Genomic DNA, 25,367 nt, shown 5'->3' with positions numbered 1-25,367 from the left:
CATGCTTTACGCAATCATTGCCACAGACGTCGCCAACTCCCTGGAAGCCCGCCTGGCCGCACGGCCTGCACACCTTGAGCGCCTGCAAGTGCTCAAGGGCGAAGGTCGTATCGTATTGGCCGGCCCGCATCCGGCGGTCGACAGCAATGATCCGGGCGCTGCGGGTTTCACCGGCAGCCTGATTGTCGCCGAATTCGATTCCCTGAGCGCCGCCCAGGCCTGGGCCGACGCCGATCCGTACATCGCCGCAGGCGTCTACGCCAACGTTTCGGTCAAGCCGTTCAAGCAAGTCCTGCCGTAAATTCCTCCCGCGCGATGAACCTTGTCGGTTCATCGCGCTCTCAATCGCTCATTATTCTCGTTTGCCTGCCGACAACCTGCCCAATAATCGATTGGAATCAGGAGCTCCGATGCGCAAAGGTCCGTTGTGTCTGATGTTGGTCACGTTGTCGATCGTGGCACCTGCCCACGGTGAAGAAAGCGCAACGCCGCTGTCCTTGAGCGCCGGCAGCCAGATCACCGAGTTGCAGCAGCGCTTGAAGGTGAGCGAACAGCAACGAGAAGAACTGAGCAAACAACTGCAAAATGCCGATGCCGAACGCGAAAGCGCTCAACTGAGCCGGTTGCGCCAGGAGAACCAGCGTCTGAAGCTGCAACTCAAGGAGGCCCAGGCCAGCAGTCCGCTGCCGCGTTTTCTCACAGACCAGCAGCAATGGTTCGTGATCGGCGCGGGAGTAGCGCTATTGGCCCTGCTCTGCGGTATCTTCGCCAGTGGTGCAAGTCGAAAACGTCGACAATGGCTAAATTGAGTGAGTCATGAGCGAGCTGTTATTAATTGATGATGATCAGGAGCTGTGCGAGCTGCTGGTCAGTTGGCTGAGCCAGGAAGGCTTCCAGGTCCGTGCGTGCCACGACGGCCAGAGCGCCCGTCGCGCGCTGGCCGAAACCTCCCCGGCCGCCGTGGTGCTGGACGTCATGCTGCCGGACGGCAGCGGTCTGGAATTGCTCAAGCAATTGCGCAGCGATCACCCGGATTTGCCGGTGCTGATGCTATCGGCCCGCGGCGAGCCGCTGGATCGCATCCTCGGCCTGGAACTGGGCGCCGACGATTACCTGGCCAAGCCGTGCGACCCGCGAGAGCTGACCGCCCGCCTGCGCGCAGTATTGCGCCGCAGTCATCCGACGGCGGTGTCCAGCCAGCTCGAACTGGGCGATCTGTGTTTCAGCCCGGTGCGCGGCGTGGTCAGCATCGATGAACAGGAATTCACCCTCACGGTGTCCGAAAGCCGTCTGCTCGAAGCCTTGCTCAAGCAACCCGGCGAGCCGCTGGACAAACAGGAACTGGCGCAAATCGCCCTCGGCCGCAAACTGACCCTGTACGACCGCAGCCTGGACATGCACGTCAGCAACCTGCGCAAAAAGATCGGCCCCCACCCCGACGGCCGCCCGCGTATCGTCGCCCTGCGCAGCCGTGGTTATTACTACAGTCTGTAAACCGGACAACAGCAACCTGTGGCGAGGGAGCTTGCTCCCGCTGGGCTGCGAAGCGGCCTCAAAAGAAGGCCTGCTGCGCAGTCCAGCGGGAGCAAGCTCCCTCGCCACAGGCCACTGCCAGCTAAATTTGTCAGGTCGGCGAGAAATCGTCTTTACCCAAGCTTTACGCTCCGCTGACCGCCGCTGACCTTGATCTCCGTAATCTGAACTCATCCGGAACGTACCGGGAACGAGACAAGGAGATTCACCATGCGCAAGACTCTTATCGCTCTGATGTTCGCCGCCGCCCTGCCGACCGTTGCCATGGCCATGCCTGAAGGTGCCGGCCCGATGGGTGGTCCGATGGACGGCTCGCGCCACGGCGGCCAGATGCACGGCATGCACGGCAAAGGCCCGTACAGCCAACTGGACCTGAGCCGCGAACAGCGCGAGCAGATCCGCAAGATCATGGGCGAGCAGATGCACGAGCGTAAGCAAGTGGTCGACAAGTACCTGGAAAAACTCTCGCCAGCCGACCAGAAAGCCATGAAGGACGAGATGGCCGCCAACCACAAGAAAGCCGAGGCCGATGTGCGCGCCCTGCTGAAACCGGATCAACAGAAGCAATTCGACGAGATCCAGAAAAAACAGGCCGAGCGCCGCGCCGAATGGGCCGAATTCAAGGCGTGGAAAGCGCAACAACCGCAAAAAGCGCAATAATGCGCTAACCCTGGACCCAACGGCTGAACCCCGTTGGGTCTGCCCCCTCAATTCAATGTAGAAGCGAGCCTCTGTGGCTCTCTCCCACATGGGATTGTGTTTGTTCGAGGACTTTCTGTGCGTTCATTGTTCTGGCGTATCCTGGCCAGCTTCTGGCTGGCTATCGCTCTGGTGGCAGGGCTTTCCATTCTGCTCGGGCACATGCTCAACCAGGATGCGTGGATTCTCAGCCGCCACCCGGGCCTGAACACTCTGGCCGAGCAGTGGACGCAAACCTACGAAGCACAAGGCGAAGAAGCCGCCCAAGACATTCTGGAACAGCGCAAACGCCAGTATCACATCGACGTTCAGGTGCTTAACGAGAGCGGTGATCCAGTCGTTCGCGGCACCTTCCCTCGTCGCGCGGCGGCCTTCGAAGCGCGACAGAACAACGATGACCGGCGCCTGCCGTGGCGCCGTCTGACCGATGAATACACCAGCGCCAAAACCGGCGATACCTACCTGCTGATCTACCGCATTCCGCACCCCGAGCTGGACGCATGGCACCGCGAAAGCCTGCTCTGGCCACTGAGTGCGCTGGGTATCGCGCTGGTGGTGCTGACCCTGTTCAGCCTGTTCGTGACCCTGTCCATCACCCGCCCGCTTAGCCGCCTGCGGGGCGCGGTGCATGATCTGGGGCAAACCACGTACCAGCAAAACAGCCTGGTGAAACTGGCCAACCGTCGCGACGAGTTCGGCGTGCTGGCCAACGACTTCAACCGCATGGGCGCACGCCTGCAAAGCCTGATCAGCAGTCAGCGGCAACTGCTGCGTGATGTGTCCCACGAATTGCGTTCGCCCCTCGCCCGGCTGCGCATTGCACTGGCACTGGCGGAACGGGCCAGCCCCGAGGAGCGCGAAAAACTCTCGCCGCGCCTGACCCGCGAGTGCGACCGGCTCGAAGCGCTGATCAGTGAGATTCTGGTGCTGGCGCGGGTCGATGCCGATAACGCCAGTGCTGAAGATGTCGATCTGAATGCGCTGCTCAATACGCTGCAAAAGGATGCGCAATTGGGTTCGCCGGAACAGACCGTTCGCCTCGCCGCCGAACCGCAATTGAACCTCAAAGGCTGGCCGACGATGATCGAGCGCGCCGTGGACAACCTGCTACGCAACGCTCAGCGCTTCAACCCGGTGGGGCGACCGATCGAGATGCAGGCGGTGCGGCAAGGTGAGCGGATTGTAGTGAGTGTGCGCGACCACGGGCCCGGCGTGGATGCCGAGCATTTGAGCCAGTTGGGTGAGCCGTTTTATCGAGCTCCGGGGCAGACGGCGGCAGGGCACGGTCTGGGGTTGGCCATTGCGCGCCGAGCGGCGGAGCGGCATGGCGGAAGTCTGGTGCTGGCCAATCATCCGGATGGCGGATTCATCGCCAGCCTGGAATTGCCGTTGGTGCCGGGAATCATCGTCCAACCCTGATCCCCTGTGGGAGTAAGCCCACTCCCACATTTGATCGGTGGTGTCAGGCCTTGCCGGGCCAGGCGCTGACGAACTCGGTGAGGTCTGCTTTTTCCGCAACGCGCGGTTCTTTCTGCGGCGTGCCCAGGTAAAGAAACGCAATCACCTCTTCCCCTTCCGCCAATCCCAACCCTTGGGCCACATGCGCCGAATACGCCAGATCACCGGTGCGCCACACCGCGCCAATCCCTTGCGCATACGCCGCCAGCAAAATCCCGTGCGCTGCGCAGCCAGCCGCCAGCAGTTGCTCGGACTTCGGGTATTTGACGTGATCCTGCACCCGCGCGATCACCACGACCACCAGCGGTGCGCGCAGCGGGCCGTTGCGCGCCTTGTCCAGCGCTGCTTCGGACACATCGCCGTCCTGCAGTTTCGCAGCTTCGGCCAGCAACTCGCCCATCTGCTCACGCGCTGCGCCTTCGACTGTCAGGAAGCGCCAAGGCTGCAAATGGCCGTGGTCAGGTGCACGCATCGCGGCACCAAACAGCACTTCGCGCTGCTCGGCGCTGGGGGCCGGGTCGACCAGTCGTGGAACGGAAACACGGTTGAGCAAAGCGTCGAGAGCCTGCATCGGCCACCTCCTGAAAAAAATGTCTGGCTATTCTAGCTGCAAGTGCCTCGGGGATGCCGGTTTACATGCCCTGCCCCACGGGTAGAATGGCGCCCTTCCTACTTTCAGCCCGAGCGGACTTCATGGCGTTGCCGACCTTACGTCTCATTGGTTTCATCATCGGCCTCTTCCTGATCACGCTGGCGATCGCCATGGTCGTGCCCATGGCCACCCTGGTGATTTTCGAGCGCACCGGCGACCTGCCGTCGTTCCTCTGGGCCAGCATGATCACCTTTGTCGCCGGCCTCGCGCTGGTCATTCCCGGTCGTCCCGAGCACGTGCACCTGCGTCCGCGAGACATGTACCTGCTGACCGTCAGCAGCTGGCTGGTGGTGTGCATCTTCGCCGCACTGCCGTTCCTGTTGACCCAGCACATCAGCTACACCGACTCGTTCTTTGAAAGCATGTCCGGCATTACCGCCACCGGGTCAACGGTGCTCAATCATCTGGATGACATGTCCCCCGGCATCCTGATGTGGCGCTCATTGCTGCACTGGATCGGTGGCATCGGCTTCATCGGCATGGCGGTCGCGATTCTGCCATTGCTGCGCATTGGTGGCATGCGCCTGTTTCAGACCGAGTCGTCGGACCGCTCCGAAAAAGTCATGCCCCGTTCGCACATGGTGGCGCGGTTGATCGTAGCGGCTTACGTCGGCATCACCATTTTCGGCAGCCTGGCGTTCTGGTGGGCGGGAATGAGCCCGTTCGACGCGATCAACCACGCGATGTCGGCAATTTCCACCGGCGGTTTCTCCACCTCCGACCAGTCCCTGGCCAAGTGGACGCAACCGGCGGTGCACTGGGTGGCGGTCGTCATCATGATTCTCGGCAGTCTGCCGTTCACGCTGTACGTGGCCACCTTGCGCGGTAACCGCCGGGCCCTCATCAAGGATCAGCAGGTTCAAGGCTTGCTCGGCATGTTACTGGTGACGTGGCTGGTGCTCGGCACCTGGTACTGGTGGACCACCCAGCTGCATTGGCTGGACGCGCTGCGGCATGTGGCGCTGAACGTGACATCGGTGGTGACGACGACAGGATTTGCATTAGGGGACTACAGCCTCTGGGGCAATTTCTCGCTGATGCTGTTCTTCTATCTGGGGTTTGTCGGCGGTTGCTCGGGATCGACTGCGGGCGGGATCAAGATCTTCCGCTTCCAGGTTGCCTACATTCTGCTCAAGGCCAACCTTAACCAGCTGATTCACCCCCGCGCGGTGATCAAGCAGAAGTACAACGGCCACCGGCTCGACGAAGAGATCGTGCGTTCGATCCTGACGTTCTCGTTCTTCTTCGCCATCACCATCTGCGTGATCGCCTTGCTGCTGTCGCTGCTCGGCGTCGACTGGATGACCGCCCTGACCGGCGCGGCCAGTACCGTGTCGGGCGTCGGGCCGGGTCTCGGCGAGACCATCGGCCCGGCGGGCAACTTCGCCACGCTGCCGGATGCCGCCAAATGGATTCTCTCGTTCGGCATGCTGCTCGGCCGACTCGAGATCATCACGGTGTTCGTTCTGTGTATTCCGGCGTTCTGGCGTCACTGACCCGATTCGGCGCTTCCATCAGCCGCACCCGGTACTCGCCGGGCGTGGCGTCGAACCAGCGTCGGAAAGCGCGGAAGAAGTTGCTCGGATCGGCGAACCCCAACAGGTAGGCAATTTCCAGCAGGGTCATGGTGGGCTGCGCGAGGTATTGCTCGGCCAGTTCGCGCCGGGTGTCATCGAGCAACGTCTGAAAGCTCGTGCCCTCTTCCTGCAAGCGCCGCTGTAACGTCCGTTGTGACAGGTGCAGCGTTTGCGCCACGGTATCGCGCTTGGGTTCGCCCTGGGGCAGCAAGCGGCACAACACCTGCCGCGCCTTGTGGGTCACGCGGCTTTCGGAAAACCGCGCCAGGTATTCGCCGGCAAAGCGGTCATGCAGCAGCGCCATGGCCTCGTTGGCGGTCGGCAACGGTGCTTCCATGTCGGCGCGTTCGAAGATCAGCGCGTCATAGGGCGCGTTGAACACCAACGGCGCATGGAAGGCTTGTTTATAAGGTTCAAGATCGGCGGGCTGTTCGCCCTGCACCAGCACCTTGCGCGGTTGCAGGGTGCGCCCGGTCAGCCAGCCGCACAATGCGAGCGCGCAGGCCAGCGAGGCTTCGGCACTTTGTCGGGTCGGTGGCAGGTGGTCGCCGTGGACCGTCAGAATCAGCGCATAACCCTCGTCCAGCAGACGGAAACTCAGGTCGGCACTTTCGGCGATGATCCGCTGATAACGCACCAGCCGTTGAAAGCCTTCGGCCAGGGTCTGACTGGACATCAAGGCATAACCGGCCACATGGAAGGAGGCCGGTCGTACCACCTTGCCCATGTTCAGGCCGATCGCCGGGTTGCCGGACAGCTCGACGGCGCGCTGCCACAGTCGTGTCATGGAATCTTGCGGGAAGCGTGCATCCGGATCGTCCAGTGACGCGTAGTCGAGCCCCAGCTGTTTGAACAGAACCCGGCAATCCAGGCCGTCCATTTCCAGTGCTTTGACAATCCCCATCGCCCAGCTTGCAGAAGTCGTTCTTTCGCTCATGGCGTTTACTTACATGGTGAGCCGCATGCTACGGCCAATTTCCGAAGGATACTAAAGTGGCGCCCATTGTCACTGGCTGATGCCAATGATCACTCTAGACTCAAATAAGCTACCCGCAGAACAACTTGCAATCAGAACAATAACCACAGAGATCGCAGTCGTGGAAAACTTCAAACGTTTCAATAGCTTCGCCGAGTTTTACCCGTATTACCTGAGTGAACACAGCAACAGTACCTGCCGACGATTGCACTTCATCGGCACGACACTGGTTATTTTCATTCTGGCCCTGACCATCGGCAAAGGCGCCTGGCTGTTGTTGCTGGCCGTTCCGCTGGCCGGCTACAGCTTCGCCTGGGTCGGGCATTTCTTCTTTGAAAAGAACCGTCCTGCGACTTTTCAACATCCGCTTTACAGCCTGCTTGGCGACTTCGTCATGTACCGCGACATGATTCTGGGCCGCGTGCCGTTCTAGGCCCGATTGGCCAGCAATGCGTCCTGCGCAGTCAGTGTGCTGATGGTCACAGGTCCTACACTGGAAAAATCCCTTTCGACAAGAACAAGAGGATAGCCGATGAATGCCAATGCCCGTTTCACCCACATGCAGGACGGTACGCAGGAGGACTGGGCGATCATCGCCGCCGACTTCAGTGCCTATGCGAGACAATTGCCGACACGGATTGTGGCGCACCTGAAACTGCTTGAGGGTGATTTTGGCGGCTTCCCGGTGGATCGTCTGACCCATTCGCTGCAAACCGCCAGCCGTGCCTGGCGCGATGGCCGCGACGAAGAGTACGTGGTGTGCGCCCTGCTTCACGACATCGGCGACACCTTGGGCTCCTACAACCATCCAGACATCGCAGCGGCGATCCTCAAGCCCTTCGTCAGCGCCGAGAATCTGTGGATGGTGGAGAAACACGGGATCTTCCAGGGCTACTACTTCTTCCATCACTTGGGCATGGATCGACATCTGCGCGAGCAGTTCAGCGGACATCCGCAGTATCAGGCGACCATCGAATTCTGCGCGAAGTACGATGCGGCGGCGTTTGATCCGGATTACGACACGCTGCCGCTGAGTTTCTTCGAACCGATGATGGAGCGGTTGTTTGCCCAGCCTAAACATTCAATTTACAAGGCGGCGATGGAAGAGCATATGCCGGCCTAAGATCAAAGATCGCAGCCTTCGGCAGCTCCTACAGAGGGCCACATTTCCATGTTGGAGCTGCCGAAGGCTGCGATGTTTTGATTTTTTACGCGGGCTCCGCGGCCTTGATAGTCTTCAATTCTGCCTCCCGCGCCTGGGCATCCGCCAACCGGAACAACTCGATCGAACCATCCCAATGCTCGATCAGCGCCGTGCACGATTCCACCCAGTCCCCGCAATTGAGGTAGTCCACTTCGCCGACCTTGCGGATTTCGGCATGGTGAATGTGCCCGCACACCACCCCGTGCAATTCGCGTTTGACGCATTCGTGGGCGATGGCTTCTTCGAAGTCGCTGATGAAGCTGACGGCGGTTTTCACCTTGTGCTTGAGGTACGCCGACAGCGACCAGTATCCGTAGCCATAACGCGCACGCCAGTGGTTGAGCCAACGGTTGAGGGTCAGGGTGAATTCGTAGGCCGAGTCGCCGAGAAAGGCCAGCCAGCGGTGATAACGGGTGATCACGTCAAACTGGTCACCATGGATCACCAGCAAATGACGGCCATCGGCAGTCACGTGCACCGCTTCATCCACCAATTGAATGTTGCCCAGAATCAGCTTCGAGTAACGGCGCAGGAATTCGTCGTGGTTGCCGGTGACGTAGATCACCTCGGTGCCGCGCTTGCTCATGGTCAACAGGCGACGGATCACGTTGGTGTGCGCTTGCGGCCAGTACATGCCACTGCGCAGTTTCCAGCCATCGATAATGTCGCCGACCAGGTAGATCTTGTCCGCGTGGTAGCCCTTGAGAAACTGCGACAAGTGCTCGGCCTGGCAATCCCGGGTGCCCAGGTGCACATCGGAAATCCATAAGGTCCGCACACGTTGCTTACGACTGGGTTTGGCGAGCTCGGCGCTGGTCATGGGCAACCCTCTGCGATTGTTTTTGCAAGCTTGCGCCGGCCCGGTTAATTGCCCATGACAATGACAAGTCAGTCCTGTGACAGCGCGCATGGACGGCCTCGGTGTAGACTGACGGCCTTACCCGGGAGACCTGCGATGAGACCGATCCTCACGCTGCGCCAATACACTCACGACCTGATCGTCCACAGTCACGACCACGCGCAACTGGTGTTCGGGCTCTCGGGCGCGCTGGATTTCGAGGTCGACGGGCATGGCAGCCAGGTGGTTCAGCAGAGTTTCGTGGTGGTTCCGTCCGGTTTCCATCATGCCTGTGGCAGCGCCAATGGCAGCCGCTGCCTGGTGCTGGACGTGCCCAGTGCTCAATGGGTGGCTCAGTCGCTTGGCGAGCATGCCGATGCCAGCCGCCGTTTGCTCGACAACGCCGGGCGTCTGCCCCTGGATGCCGGGCAAAATCAATTGGTGAACTGGCTGGCGGGCAGTCAGGTCAGCGACCCGCTGATCGCGCAACAAGGCGCGGTGCTGTTGCTGGCCAGCCTCAACCATGCCAGGCCACACGTGACGGGCGGGCGGCGCCTGCCCTACGCCGCGTTGAACGCGCACATCGATCAGTACGCGGCCTACCCGCTGCAAGTCGCCGATCTGGCGCGCATCGCCGGGTTGTCCAGCGCTAGGCTGCATGCGCGGTTTGTCGCTGAATGCGGGCAGACGCCGATGGACTACATTCGCAGTCGTCGTTTGCACATGGCCGTGAGTCTGTTGCGGGATTCGGCATTGCCCATCGGCGAGATTGCCAGCCGGGTTGGCTACAGCTCGCAAAGTGCGTTTTCAGCGGCAGTGTTGCGAGAGTTTGGGGCTTCCCCCGGCAAATTGCGGCGCGAGGCTGGCGACAAATGATGCGAGCCTGACGACAGACATAACTGTTCTCACGCGGTTCAATGTACTCCGTTTGGTTCACTGTCAAGGATCGCAATGACTCCTCGTACCGCCCTCGGCGCTTTGCATATCGGCGCTCTGATGTTTGGCCTGACCGGTGTGTTCGGCAAACTCGCCGCCGCCTCCCCCGCCGTCATCGTCTTCGGTCGCGCGGCCTTTGCCGTGCTCGCCCTGGCCGTTTTCGCGCGGTTCGCCAGCCAGACGCGCTGGCAGAAACTGCAAGCCGTGGACTGGCGCCGCCTGCTGCTCAGCGGTTTGCTGCTGGCCGGGCACTGGGTGAGTTTTTTTATCGCGGTGAAAGTCGCAGGTGTGGCGATCGCGACCTTGGGTTTCGCCAGTTTTCCGGCATTTACCGTGATCCTGGAAGGGCTTGTTTTCCGCGAGCGGATTCGCGCCAATGAAGTCCTGCTGGTGGTGCTGGTGAGTGTCGGGCTGGTGCTGGTCACGCCTGATTTCGATCTTGCCAGCGGCGCCACCACCGGCCTGTTGTGGGCGATGGGCTCCGGTTTACTGTTCGCGCTACTGTCCCTGACCAACCGGGCCAGCTCCGCAAGAATTCCGCCGGTACAGGCGGCGCTGTGCCAGAACGTGGTGGTCGCGTTGTGTTTGCTGCCAGTGGCGGCGCCTCAGTTGAGCGAAGTCCGTGCCATTGACTGGCTGTGGATCGGCCTGCTCGGGGTTTTCTGCACCGGCGTCGCTCACAGCCTGTTCGTCGCCAGCCTCGCGGTGATCAAGGCGCGCACCGCCGCCGTGGTGTTTGCGCTGGAGCCGGTGTACGGCATCACCATGGCGTGGCTGCTGTTCAATGAAAACCCGACGCTGCGCATGCTGATCGGCGGCGCCTTGATCATCGTTGCGATTGTGGTGACCAGCAGGCTCTCCGGCGGTTCAAGCAAGAAAACGGTCACTGCCGAAGCCGCGTCTCACTGAGTGCGGTCGTTGTGCCCGAGGTCGCGGTCCGGATCGATCTGATCGCGGACCCGTTGCTTCAGCACCTTGGCCTCCGGAAAACCGCCGTCCGCCTTGCGCTCCCAGATCTGCACGTCGTTACAGAAAACGTGAAACACACCACCGGTGCCAGGCACCAGCGACACCTTGCCCAAGTCATCGCCAAAGGTACTGAGCAGCTCTTGCGCCAGCCACGCGGCACGCAACAGCCATTGGCATTGCGTGCAGTAGGTGATGACGATTTCCGGTTTGTGCGCGGTCATGACGAGGGAACTCCTGAACCAGAGGGCGTCGCCATGATAGTGGTTCAGCGAATACCGGCCAACAATGTCCGAGCGGTTTGTTTAAGCGGCTCATCGCCGTCCTTGAGCAATTCGTTCAGCAGCTCGATGGCACTGTTCAGATCGCCGTCATCGATACAGTTCTGAGCCTGTTCCAGTTTGCCTGCGTTGTCCGGCACGGCGGGTTCCAGGCTCAGCGCTTCAAGCTCGAATGACGGGTCGGCATCCTTGAACTCGTTGAGAAAATCGTCGTCCAGAGACTGTGAGTCAGGTTCCGCGACCCACTCCAACTCAGGCTCGTCCAATGTCGGCTCTTCAGGCATCTCGAACACATCGGGCATCACGTGCAGGTTCGAGGTGAACGCAGGTTCGGCAACCTCGGGTCGTTTGTACGCGGGTTTAGTGTTTTCAAACGGACTGACCAGGTCCCAGTTGGAATCCATCGACAGGTCATCCAGATTCAGCTGGAACTCGTCGCCTGGCGATTCTTCGGATTTCACCGGTGTTGTGATGGCTGTCGCTGCAGCCACTGGCACCGCATTGGCCAGTTTCGGGTAGCGGGCACGAATGTCCTGAAGTTGCTGAGCATCGAACCCGGCCTCTCGCAGGCTGTTTTCCTGGACGTCATAGGCGGGCCCGTCACCTTGCTTGCCGAGGACTTCCAGCAACTGCACGGCCAGATCCGTGCGCTGTGGTTCCTTCGCCAAAGCATCGCGCAACAAGCCAGCCGCTTCGGAAAAACGACCATAGGCCAGGTAGATGCCGACGCCTTCCAGTACATCCCCTGACGGCGTTTCATCATGATGTTCGTGCGCAGATGTCAGTGGGGCGGGCTTCGCTGACGGCTCCACGGATTGATCGAGTACCGGCTCGTGTCGCGACGGCAAAACGGGAGGATCCTCGGCCTGGACGGGAACCTGCTGTCGTTGGCGACGAACGAACCAGCCCAGCAACAGCAATGACACCAACGCCAACAATCCGATGATCATTGGCCAGTTGGAGGTCTCGGGCGCTTGCAACGCGACCGGGGCTGGCGCGATAACCTCAGGCGTAACCGGGGGCGCCTGGGCCTCCGCCAATTGCGTTTGCAGCTCGGTTATCTGTTTTTTCTGACCGGTGATCTGTTCGTCCTGGACCTGAAGTCTTGCATTCAGTTCATCGACGTTTTTTTGCAGTTGCTGGTTTTGCAGCACGCTGGCGGCCAATTGCTCGGCGACGGGATCAATGACGGGCGCGGCGGGCTGTTCAACTTTAGGGGCCGTTTTTTTGGCCGCGGCGGGCGGTGCAACGGCCGGTTTGACGCTCGGGTATGGAGAGTTCGGGGAGTTGGCGACCGGTTCGTCAGTCACCGGCACGATCCCCGGCGTGCCCGGCGGATCGATCAGCACCGTGTACTCGCGCAGCACACGCCCATTGGGCTGATTGAGCTGCACGAGGAAATTCAGGAAAGGTTCGTTGACGACTTTATTGGAGCTCACCCGGATCAGACTGCGGTTGCCCCGCAGGATGGGCGTGAACTTGAGGTCATTGAGAAAGAACACCCGCTCGACACCGGCGCGACTGAATTCGTCCGCGGTCGCCAGACTGACGGACAGATCGCCCTCCTCCAGACCGGCAGCATCCACCAGATCGATGTCGGCACGCAGCGGTTGATTCAGCGCCGAATGCACGGTGATTTCTCCCAGGCCCAAAGCAGGGGCGAATGCAGAGTAAGTCACGGCCCCACCCGCCAGAACCAGCCTGGCGCACCAGCGCATTACAACGTGCCAACTCTCGAGCATGAGCATCCCTTAGATAACCAGAACCAACCGGTGCGTGTTCGTACATCCGGTACGAACACGATATTGCCTAGTAGTTCTTTATAGTCTGCCGAACGGGGTATCTCAAAAACCTTACACCCGGTTCTGCCTCAAGATTTTTCCAGGTTGGCCAGGATGTGCCCGTGAACGCGCATGCAGACCTTCAAATCCGCCTCGTCGACGCCTTCAAACAGCTCGTGACGCAGTTGAGTGGCAATGGTTTCAATTTGTTCGATCAGGGGACGGGCCGGGGCACAGAGGAGGATTTTTTTCGCCCGGCGGTCTTCCACCACGGCCTGACGCTGGACAAGACCCTGACTCTCCAGACTGTCGAGCAATCGCGCCAGGGTCGGCCCTTCGACGCCGACGCTTTGCGCCAGTTCGCGCTGGGTCGGTGCCTCTTCGAAACGCGCCAGATGCAGCAACACCAGCCAGCGCGCCTGGGACAAACCCAGACCGGCCAGACGGCGGTCCAGTTCGGCACGCCAGCCGCGCGACATCTGGGCCAGTTGCATGCCAAAGCGGTGTTGATCGGTTAACGGCATAAAACACTCATGGTTAGACTGAAATAAGAGAAAAACTAATTATTAGTCAGCTAAGCATGACCCTTGCCCAGAGGCAAGGCTTGCTATGTACTGAATCGTTACATCAATACAACCCTGTCCGGGATTTGAAATTCAGATCTCGAATTCCGATTGCAGCGCGGCTCGAACACAGTACAAAACACCTTCCGGCACGCGACCGGCGAACAGCGCGGCAATCTCCGCCACCGGCGGCAACTCGCCCTCGCCGTCGAGAAACGCATCCTGGACTTCGCCCATCAAGTCTTCGGGCAGGTCCAGCGCCTGTTCCAGCGACAACTGCTGCTTGCCAATGGCTTCGGCGAGCATGGTGTAGACATTCTTTTCCGAGCACTGCAATTGACCGGCAATTTGCAGCGGCGTCATGCCGGCCCGAGCGAGGGTGATCAGTTCGTGGCGCACGTCGGCCACCACTTTCGGTGCCTCGACCTGGCCACCGAGCACTTCGAGGAAGGCCTCGCCATACCGTTCGAGTTTGCGTGCACCGACGCCGCTGACCGTGGCCATTTCCGACAGCGAAGTCGGTTGGCTGCGGAGCATTTCCAGCAACGTCGAATCGGGGAAGATGACATAAGGCGGCACACCGTGCTCTTCGGCGAGCTTGCGACGCAAGGCACGCAAGGCTTCCCACTGTTCGCGCTCTTCGCCACGGACCAGTTGGCTCGCCTGGCTCTTGCTGCTTTTCGCCGTGGTTTGCGGCTTGAGGTCGCGGCGCAATTCCAGCGTCACTTCGCCTTTGAGCAGAGGCCGACAGGTGTCACTGAGGCGCAGGCCGCCGTAGCCTTCGAGATCGATATCGGCCAGACCACGGGCCACCAGCTGCCGGAACAGGGAACGCCACTCACTCTCGCCCATCGCCTTGCCGACACCGTATACCGACAGATGCTGATGGCCAAAGCTGCGGACTTTTTCGTTGTCCTTGCCCAACAACACATCCACCAGATGGCCGACGCCATAACGCTGACCGGTGCGGTAAATCGCCGAGAGCGCCTGACGGGCCGGCTCGGTGGCGTCCCAGGTCTGTACGCCGTCGACGCAGTTGTCGCAGTGGCCACACGGCTCGGGCATGTCTTCGTCGAAGTAGGCCAGCAAGGTTTGCCGACGGCAGCGGGTTTCTTCGCAGAGCGAGAGCATCGCGTCGAGCTTGTGCTGCTCCAGACGCTTGTGACGCTCGTCACCTTCGGAGTTCTGCAGCATCTGCTTGAGCATCACCACGTCTTGCAGGCCGTAGGCCATCCACGCATCCGCCGGCAGACCGTCACGGCCGCCGCGCCCGGTTTCCTGGTAGTACGCCTCAAGGGATTTCGGCAGATCGAGGTGCGCGACGAAACGCACGTTGGGCTTGTCGATGCCCATGCCGAATGCCACGGTGGCGACCATGATCAAGCCTTCCTCGTTGAGGAAGCGCTTCTGGTGGTAGGCACGGGTTTCGTTGGCCAGACCGGCGTGATACGGCAGGGCCGGGAAGCCTTGCTCGCTGAGGAACACCGCCACTTCGTCGACTTTTTTGCGCGACAGGCAATAGACGATGCCGGCATCGCTGCGTCGTTCGGCGAGGAACGCCAACAACTGCTTGCGCGGCTGTTCCTTGGGCACGATGCGATAGAAAATGTTCGGACGGTCGAAACTGGAGAGGAAGCGTTCGGCATTCTGCAGATGCAGGCGATCGACGATCTCTTCCCGGGTGCGCTTGTCGGCAGTCGCGGTGAGGGCGATGCGCGGGACGTTGGGGAACAACTCCGCCAACTGACCCAGTTGCAGGTATTCGCGGCGGAAGTCGTGACCCCATTGCGACACGCAATGCGCTTCGTCGATGGCGAACAAGGCGATTTCAAGGCTTTGCAGGAAGGCCAGCATGCGCGGCTGGACCAGACGCTCAGGCGCCAGATAAAGCATTTTCACTTCACCGCGTTTGATCCGCGCGGCGAGGTCGCGTTGTTGCTCGGCGCTCAGCGTGGAGTTCAACGCAGCGGCGGCGACGCCCAGTTCCTCGAGGGTCGCCACCTGGTCGTCCATCAGCGCGATCAGCGGCGACACCACCACCGCCAAGCCTTCGCGCAACAGCGCCGGCACCTGGAAGCACAGGGATTTGCCGCCACCGGTAGGCATCAGTACCAGGGCGTCGCCGCCACTGGCCACGCGCTCAATGATCGCACCCTGACGGCCACGGAAACTGTCGTAGCCGAAGATGTCCTTGAGGACGCGTTGAGCCTGTTCGAGCATAAAAACTCCAAAAATCACCGAAACATCCCTGCAAGGCTGGGTCAGGATCCGCAAGACTGCACTGACAAATCGTAAGTGCACATTGCATGACGCTTCACATTTCAGCCGCGACGCCAGCAGGGCATCACAAAACGCGGGAGTATACCCGAGGCCTCGCTTGCAAAGGGCGCCGCTGAGAAGACACATAAGGACAAACACCGCAATCCCTGTGGGAGCGAGCCTGCTCGCGATGGCGGCATGTCAGGCGATAAATGTATTGGATGTACCGACCTCATCGCGAGCAGGCTCGCTCCCACAGGGATTGCGGTGTTTGTGAGGTCCCAGCGTTGCAAATATCCCGCGCGGCTGGCCTGAGTGCTCAAGAAGGCCTAGAATTCCCGCATCTGTTTAATTCCCAAGGTAGCCCTTTAATGTCCTTCGCTGAGCAACTAACCCGCCTGCAAGTCTTCCTCGACGCTGATGAACTGCATGACGAGGCGCTGGACTACGTGGCCGCCCACGGCTACCTCACCGCCTTGTCGATCTGTTCCGAAAGCGTTCCCGACCGCGAATGGATCGATGCCCTCTTCGCCGAAGAGCCGCATTACGCCGACGACACCGAGCGTGAAGCGATCGAATCCACCCTGCTGGCCCTCAAGGCTCACATCGCTCGCCAGCTGGCATCCGATGAAGAGTTCGAGCTGCCATGCGACCTCGACCTTGGCGACGAGCCGGATGACTCCGACCTGCGCGGCTGGTGCATCGGCTTCATGGAAGGCGTGTTCCTGCGCGAAGCGGCCTGGTTCGAAACCGCCGAAGACGAAGTCAGCGAAATGCTGCTGCCGATCATGGTCGGTTCCGGCCTGTTCGACGAACAGCCTGAGTTCGAAGACATCGCCAAAGACGCCAACCTGATGGACGACATGATCGTGCAGATCCCGGAAGCCCTGACCGCGCTGTACCTGCTGTGCAACGCGCCAGACGAAAAACCGGCGATCCTCAAGCCACGTCACCACTAAGGTTCTGCCTATGGACAACCCCATAGGCCACCGCTCCCTGATGTTGCGTTACGGGCTGCTGGCCATCGGCTGGCTGAGCGTAGCGCTGGGGGTGATCGGGATTTTCCTGCCGGTGTTGCCCACCACGCCTTTCCTGCTACTGGCGGCCGCGTGCTTCGCTCGCAGTTCACCGCGCTTTTATAGCTGGCTGGTGGAGCATCCGCGGCTGGGCCCGTGGATTCGCGACTACCTCGACGGCAACGGCATTCCGCTCAAGGGCAAGGTCTACGCGATTGGCCTTATGTGGGTGAGCATTCTGTTGTCGTGTTACCTGGTGCCCCTGCCGTGGGCACGCGGTTTTATGCTGACCAGTGCGGTGCTGGTGACGGTTTACATTCTTCGGCAGAAAACCCTGCGTTGATCCTGAACATCTCGACGCTGTTAATAGCGGATTAGCCTGCTTTCAACTTCTGCCAGTTTCCCCTCCACTCATCGGAAATACATTCAAACCTGTTATTTCTGACAGTAGCCAACTCAACTGTTCGAGGCCTTAAATCACTCCGTCCCCTTGACCAACCGGAGTCATGATCATGGCTGTTACCCCCTCGAACAGTTCATTGCTTACGCCCCAAGATACTGATGAAAATCAGTTAACGATCAGTACAATCGTTGATCCCGGCGGCTCGAACATCATTAACCGAACTACCTACCAAACATCTTTCAAAGTTGGCGGCATCAACGCCGAACGGAACAGCTTAGTCTGGATAATGTACGGTAACGACAAGCTGGGTGAAGCAACAAGCAACAGCGCCGGTGAGTGGGTGACGCCACTGCTCGATGCGCCGAAGTTCGATTGCTACAGTGTGTTCGCTGAAGGCAAATGGGCTAACCAACCTGTATCGATTCCTAGAAAGTTTACCGTCGCTACCGACACGCCAATCATAAATTCGGTAGTTGCCGACGGAAAGCCGATTGCTGACGGTGACACCATTAGTGAGACTTCAGTCACCATTACCTGCAATGCGCCCCCGAACCAGAATGCCGAAGTGCTTGATGGCGATACTTCACTTAAAACCGAGCTAACCAATGCCTGCGGAATATGCACTTTCAAGCTGGAGGATCTGGATCCAGGCTCCTACAACATCACGGTGAAGGGTGCCAATGGCAAGGTGTCGCCCCCTTTCAAATTTACCGTGAAAGAGGACGTTATCACGCCAATCACCCTAGACAAGGTCACTACCGCTGGCGGAGTTGAAGTTCCCGACGGCACCACAACACCTGAGACTTCCCTGTTTGTGGAAGGCGAAGGCGAACCGGGCGAGAAGGTTGAAGTATTCAAAAATGGTGACACGCTGGGTGACGCGACTGTGGATCAAAACGGTCGCTACAGACATCCAACAGGCTTGTTGACCGAAGCCACCCACGCCTTCACCGTCACAGCAAAATACTCAGGTGGCGGCACGGCTGGGCCATACACGATTACAGTGGAAGCGGCTACCACCGCGCCTACAGAAACCCGTATCTACGATGATGAAGGGAACGTAATTGCTAATGGGGGAGACATAAACAAGAGCTGGCTTATTGCCAGGGGCCTCCATACGCCGAACAGTGCGGTCAAGATCAAGGTCAACGGTGCTATCCGAGCTGATTCAGAGTCCACCGACGATGAGGGCAGGTGGGTCTTTTTCCTAAGCGGTCTGTCAGTCGGGACAATCTATGAGATTAGCGCCCTGACACTAGATGAAAAGGCTGAGTCCAATAAATGGAGTGTCGTGGCCAGAGCCCCTTCCGAAGACTAGAAAAACGTGCAACAGACAGAACGAAAAAAAAACCGCTGACAGCGGTTTTTTTTCGTCTCTGACATTTAAAACTGATAGTTCAAACCAAAGGTGGCGGCCACCGGCTGTTCGATATTTTTACCCTTGGCATAATCGACACCGACATCAAAACGCAGGTTCTCGGACACCGAAACTGTCACCCCGGCACCGACTTCGAAACCAGAACCCGACAAGTTGTTGTTGATCGGGTTTCCGTTGACCCGCACGTTGTTGTCGTTCGATGCAAACTCATGGACCGCCGCCACCCGCCCGTATGGACGTACCTGAGTATTACCCAGGTCGATGCTTCGACCGGCCATGACGCCCAGCTTGGTGCGCAACGAATGCGTGCGGTCGCCTTCGGCTTCCATGTCATTGTCCAGGCGATAGTTCTTGCCTTGGATGACTGCGGCGGATACCTGGGCAGAAGGTTTGGCGAACCAGCCATCCCCAAGGTCAAAATTACGGCCGCCTTCTACGATCGCACTCACCGCCGAGTTGCTGTAATCGCCTTCGGCACGCTTGCCATCGCTCATCCTGACTTTGGACTCGTTACGGAAATGGTTGAACTTCAAGGCGCCATCAACGTAGTAGCCAGTGTCGCGATCCAGCCAGCCGAAATAGGGACCGAAGTAGTAGCTGTTGACCTCGGCCGAGGTGCCACCATTGAGGTCCACATCGGATTTGCTGTAACCCGCCAGCATACCGACCTTCCAGGGACTGTCACCCAACCGGGTGTCGGCACCCAGGGTGAAACCCTGCTGCTGTTGACGATAACCCACACCCGACGAACCATCGTCAACGTTCCATTTGTTGCCATATGACCGTACCCACAGGCCATGGCGCTTGTCGTCCGCCTGCAACTCGCTCATGCGGTATTCCAGCGACTTCAACTCGCCGTACGACACGGTAAGGGCCGTTTGAAACAGGGCCGCCACTGATTGCGCGCCGGACGTGAGACGGGTGGTCGGGTTCAGGTAATACTCTGCGTCACCGGCTGCGTTGGTTCTTTCGGCCAAATCATACTCAAATGTCCCAACATCGACCCGGCCTCCCAGCAGCGAGAAAGCTGCGTTGTTATTGGCAATTTGCACCAGCGTGAGTTGCTGAGGAGACGTCGCGTCCTTGCCCGAAGCGTTGACGGCCAACTCGTAGCTGCCATTCGCCGTATCGGCTTTCAGCAAGTCGCTTTCACCGGTCTGGAAATTGCCCTGCATGGCAATGATGCCGTTTCCGGAAAGCGTACCGACCTCAAGTTGACGATTCGCACGCTGCGCGCCAGGTGCACCGAAATTGACGATACCGTCGTTCATCGACAAGTTGTCGATGCTGTCATTGTCGACCATGGTCAGGCTCGACTGGTTGAGCGTCAGGTTGCTGTTGTTCAAGCGCCCGGTGAACGATGAGCCATTGTTCAGGGTGACATTGGCGGTGGAGCCGTTTTCACGCAGGATGTCCCCCACCATCGAGGCGCCGTTGAACGAGAGGTCCACTGTGCTGTTCTGCAACACTTGCACGTTGCCTTCCAACGCACTGCCGACGACATTCATTGCCGCAGTGGAAGCGCCTTGTACTTTCAACAGAGTGCCATCAGCCGCCCGCAGAACACTGTTGTTCTGCACTTGAATCGTCGCGCCTTGAACGCCGCCTTCCACCAGGATCGCCGGCCCGCTACGGCCTTCTACAGTGGAGTTGTCCAGCAACAATGTATTTGTGCCCTGGCCGCCAGCGTCATTGGTCATCCGTACGCCTGCGCTGTCGCCGCTGATCAGTGTGCCTGCCAATGCGCGAACATCACCGCCACGACTGTCCAGGCCAAAGCTGCCGGCATTCGTCCCTCTGAGTTCGCTGTTTACCAGCGTCAATGTACTCAGACCGGTGACCAGTGCTCCCGTCTCCCCCCCCAGGAATCTGCTGTCGGTTGCGGTGACAGTCGAGCCTTGTGTGGATGAATTGGGTCGACTGACCCATAGCGCCCGGGTGTCAGCAGTGACGGTGGCCGATCGGATGGTGGCCTGGCTTTCACTCACCAAAATGCCGTGGGAGCCACTGTTGCCGTTGACGATGGCGCCGTCGATGTTCAAGGTCGACCCGGTCTGGATGGTCAAGCTTTGGGTCGTGGCGCCCACGGCATTGAGTACACCGCCATTTTCCACTATGTAGTCGTTAAGCGGATCTGCCGGACCTATCGTCTCGTTTTGGCCAGCGCCGATAGTGATCGCTGCCAGTGCCGAAGGGCTGACCAAAAAAAAAGCCGGTAAAAAGGCCAGCACTTTGAATTTCATAACGGCGGGCTTATGTGTAATTGGACTGTCAAAGTTCATAGGTCTGTCCTTTCGTCTTCTTGTCTCCTGCAAAGAAGCGGAGAACGTTGAGGGCTGCGGACGATACAGAGACTTCCTACAAAAAAATGTAGGATTTATCTCTGAAAGAGTAAGAAGAAACCACTACAGGCCTAACAACAAAACGTGTATCCGGCGCTTGGACACCGGATACACAGTTGGACTCAGCACACAGGCTTTCGCCTGTTGACTCTCAACCTATGCAGGATCAGTCACAGCAGGCAGATCGCAAGTATCCGATCCTCGACTCATGTTGACCCGGACAACAACACCTTTGGTAGAAACGAATTCGCCTTCTATATCGACGGTGTAGTCCACTCGGCCATAAGCATTACGTGTCGCCAGCAAAGGGGCATACTGAACGTACATATCAAAGCCGTCAGTGGCCTGCGCTAAAGTGGGAGTAAATTTCACGTCGAATTCAGACCCAGCAATAAGGTCCGACGGAACAGCATTAGCGTTTGGATAACCGCCATAGATCAGTGTAATTTCCCTATCTGCCAGTCGCGTATCTCCCGGAATACGGACGACCCCCACTACTTCGTTATTAGGCAACACCAATCTTCTCAACGAACTGCATATGAATCCGACTCTGTCATCTGCATTCATATGCCTGAATCCAGCCGCTATCAAAATGGTCGGAGTCGTCCGAACATACGCAGTTTGCTGAGGTGAAACCGCTTCATTAAAGTTCAGACCATGTGTCACTAGGACCTGAAGCTGCGCAGTATCGTCGTCTCCAACATTGTCAAGAAATGCCCATGTAAGATTGAAAGGTATAGGTTGTAACGGGTCTTCGCTGCCATCATCGGGATGTTTCCAGATCCCGCCCGGAGGGGGTACTTCACGACCATTAAAAAGAAACTGTGCCGTATCGCCAACTTTGAAAAGAGGATGAAACGGCAAAAATCCTTTTACAGGACCACCGTCTTGTTTATCGGCGGCCGTCAGCCTATTTTTCACACTGCTTTTTGGGCCCTGAATCCATGGCTGTAACAAAGTTTCATCCGGTGGATTGGGTTTAAGAGGATCAAACGGTGCAGCCGGCTTCCTGACGTCGAGCCAGACTCTCCTGGTAATCCAGTCCTTGGGAAAGAATACGTTTCCGCGTTTGATCTTGTACCCCAACTCTACTTGTCTTCGTCCATGACCTTGCGCAAGAAGAGCCTGGCTATTGAGGTCATGCACAGAAGGGAACCCAATCATAGATTGTTCTGGCTGCTCTACCCCATCGATGGATACAACCAGTTTATCCAACGAAGTGTTTATGTTAGGATACGATTTTTCAAGGCCCGCACCAACGCCGTCAATAAATTGTTGTACCTCAAGAGCATCGCTATCGGCATCTACTATTTGAGGGACGTATAGCGAGTCCGCAACAACTGGTCGAGCATCTTTGAACACCCATACGTTCGTCAGTTCCGACGGTACAGCCGGTACCCCCGGATAACTTTCCCCTTCGACCCAAACAATGTACGCCCCGTCATAACTGTCGACGTGCGCAGCAGTCAAATTGAACACTATTGGAGTATCTTTATTACTTGCATCAACCCTGACAGACCCGACTTCTCGCCTGACTTGCCTACTGGGCCCAATAAAGCATTTAAGCAAATCACCCAGCCTTTTTCCTGTGTAATTCTGGTACGTCAACGGGACAGTCGCGCCCCCTGTAAAATTTTCCGGGCCTATACCATAATCTTGCACGGACTGCGACAACTCTACCGTTTTATCAAGCGTTGGCGGAGCTTTATCGACCATATAGTCCAATGAGTTCACAGTCGCAGGGTTGCCGCCAAAATCCAGGGTATAGCTGATTTTGCGTAGTCCGTCTTTATCTTTATCTATCAGATGAAGCGTCATTGGAATAGGAGGCGGTGGATCGAGAGGCGTTACCTCTTCGTATTTGTACGTAAGAGCATCCTCGGTTCCATCTACTGACATTCGAATAGTGACGAGGGTCGGCACTGGATCAGCGTGATCTGCGAATTCCGGAACAAGAAAATCGAGCGACTTATTGAAATAAGCATAAGGAAGATACCGTGGGCCATCGACTATCAAGGGCGGTAATAACGGATTAGCGGCGCCTGGCACAGGGGCATTCAAATCAACAAGTTTCAGACTGGATCGAAACGCCCGATATTGCGCCCTGTCCCTGCCATTAAAAGGAAAACTTTCTTTTTTGGACATTTTAATACTCCTGTGATGTTGAGCTTTATTGCCCTGACGTTCAGTTATCGCAATGCCAGGCAAAGAGCACCGACACTGATCACTCGCCTTACACTGATGAGTGCTTCACTCATCTCGATGTCTTGATTTAAAGGCAGCCACGCAGGACTGACTACTGTCAGAAATCACAGGTTTTGCTACCACTGGTCGGACACTTTCATAAACTGCGCCCAACAAAAAACCCGCCATCCCTTACGCAGGGATGGCGGGTTTTGTTGTTTAAGGTTTCAGGTCACACGGTATCCACCTTCAACGAGTGGTCATTCAACATGCCGTTGATGATGGTCGCCGTATCTGCCCCGCCGGCAATCACCCCGCCCGCCCCCGGCGACACGCCGTAATGGCTGGCCAGGTCCACACCAGCCAGGTCGATGGTCTGGTTCGGCGCGGCGCCGGCCATGCCGCTGACGTCGATGCTGGTGACCAGTGAATCGCCGCTGCCGGTGACTTTGAAATGCAGGTAGTCATCCAGTGACGCTGCGGTGCCGTTCTCGCCTTGCAGCAGTTGCGACAGGTCGAGTTTGTCGGTGCCCGGGGTGAAGTCGGTGACCACGTCGTGACCGCTGTTATCTTTGAGCCACTGGAAGGTGTCCGCGCCGGCACCACCGGTGAGGGTGTTGTTGCCGAGCCCGCCGATGAGCAAGTCGTCGCCGCCGCCCCCGTTGAGCACATCGTTGCCGAGGCCGCCGGTGATGATGTTGTTGTGGTTGTCGCCGGTGAGTGTGTCGTCGAAGTTGGAACCGGTGAGGTTTTCAATCGCGGTCAGGGTGTCGGTGCCCGCGCCCAGTGTGTTTTGCGCGCCGAGAAGGCTCAGGTCGACCTTGACCCCGGCAGTGGCGTGGAGGTAGCTCGCGGTGTCGAGGCCGGTGCCGCCGTCGAGCAGGTCGTTGCCCGCGCCGCTGTAGAGCAAGTCATTGCCGGCGTCGCCGTGCAGTTCGTTGTTGCCAGCACCGGCGGTGAGCACATCATTGCCGTCGCCGGCGTTGATCACGTTGTCGCCGGTGCCCGCCACCAGCACGTCATCGCCCGCCGTACCGGCGAGCGTGTGACCGTCCTGGTAGGTGATGGTCACGCCGGCGCTGTCGCTGCCGCCGTGGTGGTCGTTGACGGTGTAGGTGCCGTGGTAGTCCGGGGTGGTGTTGTGGGCGCCGGAGTAGTCGACAGTCAGAGTCAGCTGGTAGTTTTCCGCGCCCTTGCCGCTGTGGCCCGGCCCGTCGTTGTCGATGTTGGTGATGTGGATCTGGTAGGTGCCGTCCGTTGCGGCGGTGATGGTCTGGCCATCGCCGATGGCAATGAACGCACCACCGTTGACCGAGTACTCCATGGCGACGTGACCGGCCGCCAGATTGTGGTCGAGGTTAAGGGTTTCACCCTGTTTGAGGGTGACGGTGATGCGGTCCTCGTCGTTGAGGGTGTTGTGTTTGACTTCGCCCAACGCGCCGCTGACCACCAGCACCGCGGTCATGGCGGCGGTGTTGGCGACGAAGGCACTGCGGGCGATGCTGACGGACTGCGCATTGCCGCCGGTGAAGCTGTAGTTCTGGTGGCTGCCGGTGAAGTCCGCACCTTTGGCGATCCAGCCGGTGTTGAACGTCGTCGGTGATGCGGTGAGTGAATCGCCCTTCGAATCGGTCTCGTTGGCCAGCAACGCTTCGCCCGGCACCGCGACGCTGCCCGACAGCACGTTGGTGATGACGGTTACGTCATTATCGCTGGACGCTTTGATGCAACTGTTGTTGACGTCGATGGTGAGGGTCGTGGTGCTTTCGTCGCCGTCGTTATCACGCAGGGTGTAAGTGAACACGTCGGTCGCGCCCGGGCCGTTCACGGAGTTCGGGTAGCTGTGGTACTCGGCGTTGCCCTGGGCGTCCAGGGTCAGGTAGCCGTAAGTGCCGTTGATCTGGGTGTTGAGCCCGCCGTTCACCGGCGTCGAAGTGTCCGAGCCGGCGCGCACGCCGACCACGCCACCGCCGAGCAAGGGGCCATCGGCGCCGGCGACATCGTTCCACAGCACGTTGCCGCTGACGACGCCGCCTTCGGTCACTGAAGTGGCGTCAGGGTTGGCGTTCGGCGTGTCATCGACGATGTTGACGTCGAGTTGCCCGGTCGCGGTGCTGCCGTTGACATCCTTGGCCACCACGTCGAAATGCTCGGAAATGCTGTTGGCACCGCCAGCGTTCGGGTGATCGCTGTCGTAATTCAGGGTGTAGCTGTAGCTCACCACGCCAGTGGCCGGGTTGTAACCGGTGACGGTGAACAGCGCACCGGTGTTGGTCTCGGCCGATTGCGGGAAGCCCGCGGCGACGCCAGCGGTGACGATG

The 25,367-nt window shown here is 58.9% G+C and carries 23 protein-coding genes; 13 read left to right on the top strand and 10 right to left on the bottom strand.

The features are described from left to right. The first annotated feature begins 1 nt into the window (after position 1). The 5 genes from ACM6IQ_RS08235 (at position 2) to ACM6IQ_RS08215 (ending at position 3,651) form a co-directional block, all read left to right on the top strand. On the top strand, positions 2-301 hold the full coding sequence (locus ACM6IQ_RS08235; protein ID WP_008156126.1) for a YciI family protein: 300 nt from the start codon (positions 2-4) through the stop codon (positions 299-301). Between the two features lie 109 nt (positions 302-410). Further along, entirely contained in the window at positions 411-809 is a 399-nt protein-coding gene (locus tag ACM6IQ_RS08230; RefSeq protein WP_017337136.1) for a translation initiation factor 2, read from the top strand. A 7-nt stretch (positions 810-816) separates the two neighbouring features. Further along, positions 817-1,494: a response regulator transcription factor gene (locus tag ACM6IQ_RS08225; RefSeq protein WP_017337135.1), complete on the top strand. Its 678-nt coding sequence runs from the start codon at positions 817-819 to the stop codon at positions 1,492-1,494. A 249-nt stretch (positions 1,495-1,743) separates the two neighbouring features. Continuing rightward, positions 1,744-2,193 (top strand): LTXXQ domain-containing protein, encoded by a 450-nt coding sequence (locus ACM6IQ_RS08220; RefSeq protein WP_017337134.1) that lies wholly within the window; start codon positions 1,744-1,746, stop codon positions 2,191-2,193. Between the two features lie 117 nt (positions 2,194-2,310). Continuing rightward, positions 2,311-3,651, top strand: coding sequence for an ATP-binding protein (locus tag ACM6IQ_RS08215; protein ID WP_414878491.1), 1,341 nt, complete (start codon positions 2,311-2,313; stop codon positions 3,649-3,651). Positions 3,652-3,694: 43 nt separating this feature from the next. Here the strand turns inward: ACM6IQ_RS08215 and ACM6IQ_RS08210 are convergent, their stop codons facing one another. Then, positions 3,695-4,261 carry an NAD(P)H nitroreductase gene (locus tag ACM6IQ_RS08210; RefSeq protein WP_414878490.1) on the bottom strand — a complete coding sequence of 189 codons (567 nt, stop codon included), beginning with the start codon at positions 4,259-4,261 and terminating at the stop codon, positions 3,695-3,697. A gap of 122 nt (positions 4,262-4,383) precedes the next feature. Between ACM6IQ_RS08210 and ACM6IQ_RS08205 the strand changes: the two genes are divergently transcribed. Then, the gene (locus ACM6IQ_RS08205) at positions 4,384-5,838 is read left to right on the top strand and encodes a TrkH family potassium uptake protein (protein WP_017337131.1); all 1,455 of its coding nucleotides are present in this window, start codon (positions 4,384-4,386) and stop codon (positions 5,836-5,838) included. On the opposite strand, the gene ACM6IQ_RS08200 is transcribed toward ACM6IQ_RS08205, so the two are convergent. After that, positions 5,795-6,856, bottom strand: a complete 1,062-nt coding sequence (locus tag ACM6IQ_RS08200; protein WP_017337130.1) for an AraC family transcriptional regulator — start codon at positions 6,854-6,856, stop codon at positions 5,795-5,797. The genes ACM6IQ_RS08205 and ACM6IQ_RS08200 overlap by 44 nt on opposite strands. A gap of 160 nt (positions 6,857-7,016) precedes the next feature. On the opposite strand from ACM6IQ_RS08200, the gene ACM6IQ_RS08195 reads away from it, so the two are divergent. Both ACM6IQ_RS08195 and ACM6IQ_RS08190 read left to right on the top strand, forming a co-directional pair. After that, on the top strand, positions 7,017-7,328 hold the full coding sequence (locus tag ACM6IQ_RS08195) for a DUF962 domain-containing protein (protein WP_017337129.1): 312 nt from the start codon (positions 7,017-7,019) through the stop codon (positions 7,326-7,328). Positions 7,329-7,427: 99 nt separating this feature from the next. Further along, the gene (locus tag ACM6IQ_RS08190; RefSeq protein ID WP_017337128.1) at positions 7,428-8,018 is read left to right on the top strand and encodes an HD domain-containing protein; all 591 of its coding nucleotides are present in this window, start codon (positions 7,428-7,430) and stop codon (positions 8,016-8,018) included. An 85-nt stretch (positions 8,019-8,103) separates the two neighbouring features. Here the strand turns inward: ACM6IQ_RS08190 and ACM6IQ_RS08185 are convergent, their stop codons facing one another. Then, entirely contained in the window at positions 8,104-8,919 is an 816-nt protein-coding gene (locus ACM6IQ_RS08185; protein ID WP_414878489.1) for a UDP-2,3-diacylglucosamine diphosphatase, read from the bottom strand. Positions 8,920-9,054: 135 nt separating this feature from the next. Between ACM6IQ_RS08185 and ACM6IQ_RS08180 the strand changes: the two genes are divergently transcribed. Then, on the top strand, positions 9,055-9,813 hold the full coding sequence (locus ACM6IQ_RS08180; protein WP_414878488.1) for an AraC family transcriptional regulator: 759 nt from the start codon (positions 9,055-9,057) through the stop codon (positions 9,811-9,813). Between the two features lie 75 nt (positions 9,814-9,888). Continuing rightward, positions 9,889-10,782 (top strand): DMT family transporter, encoded by an 894-nt coding sequence (locus ACM6IQ_RS08175; RefSeq protein ID WP_414878487.1) that lies wholly within the window; start codon positions 9,889-9,891, stop codon positions 10,780-10,782. Here ACM6IQ_RS08175 and ACM6IQ_RS08170 read toward each other — a convergent pair. The 4 genes from ACM6IQ_RS08170 to recQ form a co-directional block, all read right to left on the bottom strand. Beyond that, the gene (locus ACM6IQ_RS08170) at positions 10,776-11,063 is read right to left on the bottom strand and encodes a SelT/SelW/SelH family protein (protein WP_017337124.1); all 288 of its coding nucleotides are present in this window, start codon (positions 11,061-11,063) and stop codon (positions 10,776-10,778) included. The genes ACM6IQ_RS08175 and ACM6IQ_RS08170 overlap by 7 nt on opposite strands. 44 nt (positions 11,064-11,107) lie before the next feature. Further along, the gene (locus tag ACM6IQ_RS08165; protein ID WP_017337123.1) at positions 11,108-12,862 is read right to left on the bottom strand and encodes a FimV/HubP family polar landmark protein; all 1,755 of its coding nucleotides are present in this window, start codon (positions 12,860-12,862) and stop codon (positions 11,108-11,110) included. 128 nt (positions 12,863-12,990) lie between these two features. After that, the gene (locus tag ACM6IQ_RS08160) at positions 12,991-13,425 is read right to left on the bottom strand and encodes a MarR family transcriptional regulator (RefSeq protein WP_017337122.1); all 435 of its coding nucleotides are present in this window, start codon (positions 13,423-13,425) and stop codon (positions 12,991-12,993) included. Between the two features lie 132 nt (positions 13,426-13,557). After that, positions 13,558-15,684 carry a DNA helicase RecQ gene (recQ, locus tag ACM6IQ_RS08155; protein ID WP_414878486.1) on the bottom strand — a complete coding sequence of 709 codons (2,127 nt, stop codon included), beginning with the start codon at positions 15,682-15,684 and terminating at the stop codon, positions 13,558-13,560. 410 nt (positions 15,685-16,094) lie between these two features. On the opposite strand from recQ, the gene ACM6IQ_RS08150 reads away from it, so the two are divergent. The 3 genes from ACM6IQ_RS08150 to ACM6IQ_RS08140 all read left to right on the top strand — a co-directional run bounded on the left by ACM6IQ_RS08150 (position 16,095) and on the right by ACM6IQ_RS08140 (position 18,460). After that, the gene (locus tag ACM6IQ_RS08150; RefSeq protein WP_017337120.1) at positions 16,095-16,682 is read left to right on the top strand and encodes a YecA family protein; all 588 of its coding nucleotides are present in this window, start codon (positions 16,095-16,097) and stop codon (positions 16,680-16,682) included. A gap of 10 nt (positions 16,683-16,692) precedes the next feature. Next, complete coding sequence (locus tag ACM6IQ_RS08145; protein ID WP_414878485.1) at positions 16,693-17,082, top strand: YbaN family protein; 390 nt, start codon at positions 16,693-16,695, stop codon at positions 17,080-17,082. A 169-nt stretch (positions 17,083-17,251) separates the two neighbouring features. Next, on the top strand, positions 17,252-18,460 hold the full coding sequence (locus ACM6IQ_RS08140) for an Ig-like domain-containing protein (protein ID WP_414878484.1): 1,209 nt from the start codon (positions 17,252-17,254) through the stop codon (positions 18,458-18,460). Between the two features lie 65 nt (positions 18,461-18,525). Here ACM6IQ_RS08140 and ACM6IQ_RS08135 read toward each other — a convergent pair whose 3' ends face one another. The 3 genes from ACM6IQ_RS08135 to ACM6IQ_RS08125 all read right to left on the bottom strand — a co-directional run. Next, complete coding sequence (locus ACM6IQ_RS08135; RefSeq protein WP_414878483.1) at positions 18,526-20,802, bottom strand: autotransporter outer membrane beta-barrel domain-containing protein; 2,277 nt, start codon at positions 20,800-20,802, stop codon at positions 18,526-18,528. Positions 20,803-21,018: 216 nt separating this feature from the next. After that, the gene (locus ACM6IQ_RS08130; protein ID WP_414878482.1) at positions 21,019-23,007 is read right to left on the bottom strand and encodes a hypothetical protein; all 1,989 of its coding nucleotides are present in this window, start codon (positions 23,005-23,007) and stop codon (positions 21,019-21,021) included. Positions 23,008-23,278: 271 nt separating this feature from the next. Continuing rightward, the coding region (locus ACM6IQ_RS08125; protein ID WP_414878481.1) for a type I secretion C-terminal target domain-containing protein at positions 23,279-25,367 on the bottom strand (2,089 nt) is incomplete at its 5' end.

The sequence above is a fragment of the Pseudomonas sp. IT-P100 genome, assembly GCF_949767185.1.
Classification (GTDB): Bacteria; Pseudomonadota; Gammaproteobacteria; order Pseudomonadales; family Pseudomonadaceae; genus Aquipseudomonas; species Aquipseudomonas fluorescens_B.
This window is presented reverse-complemented; position numbering and strand designations above follow the sequence as displayed.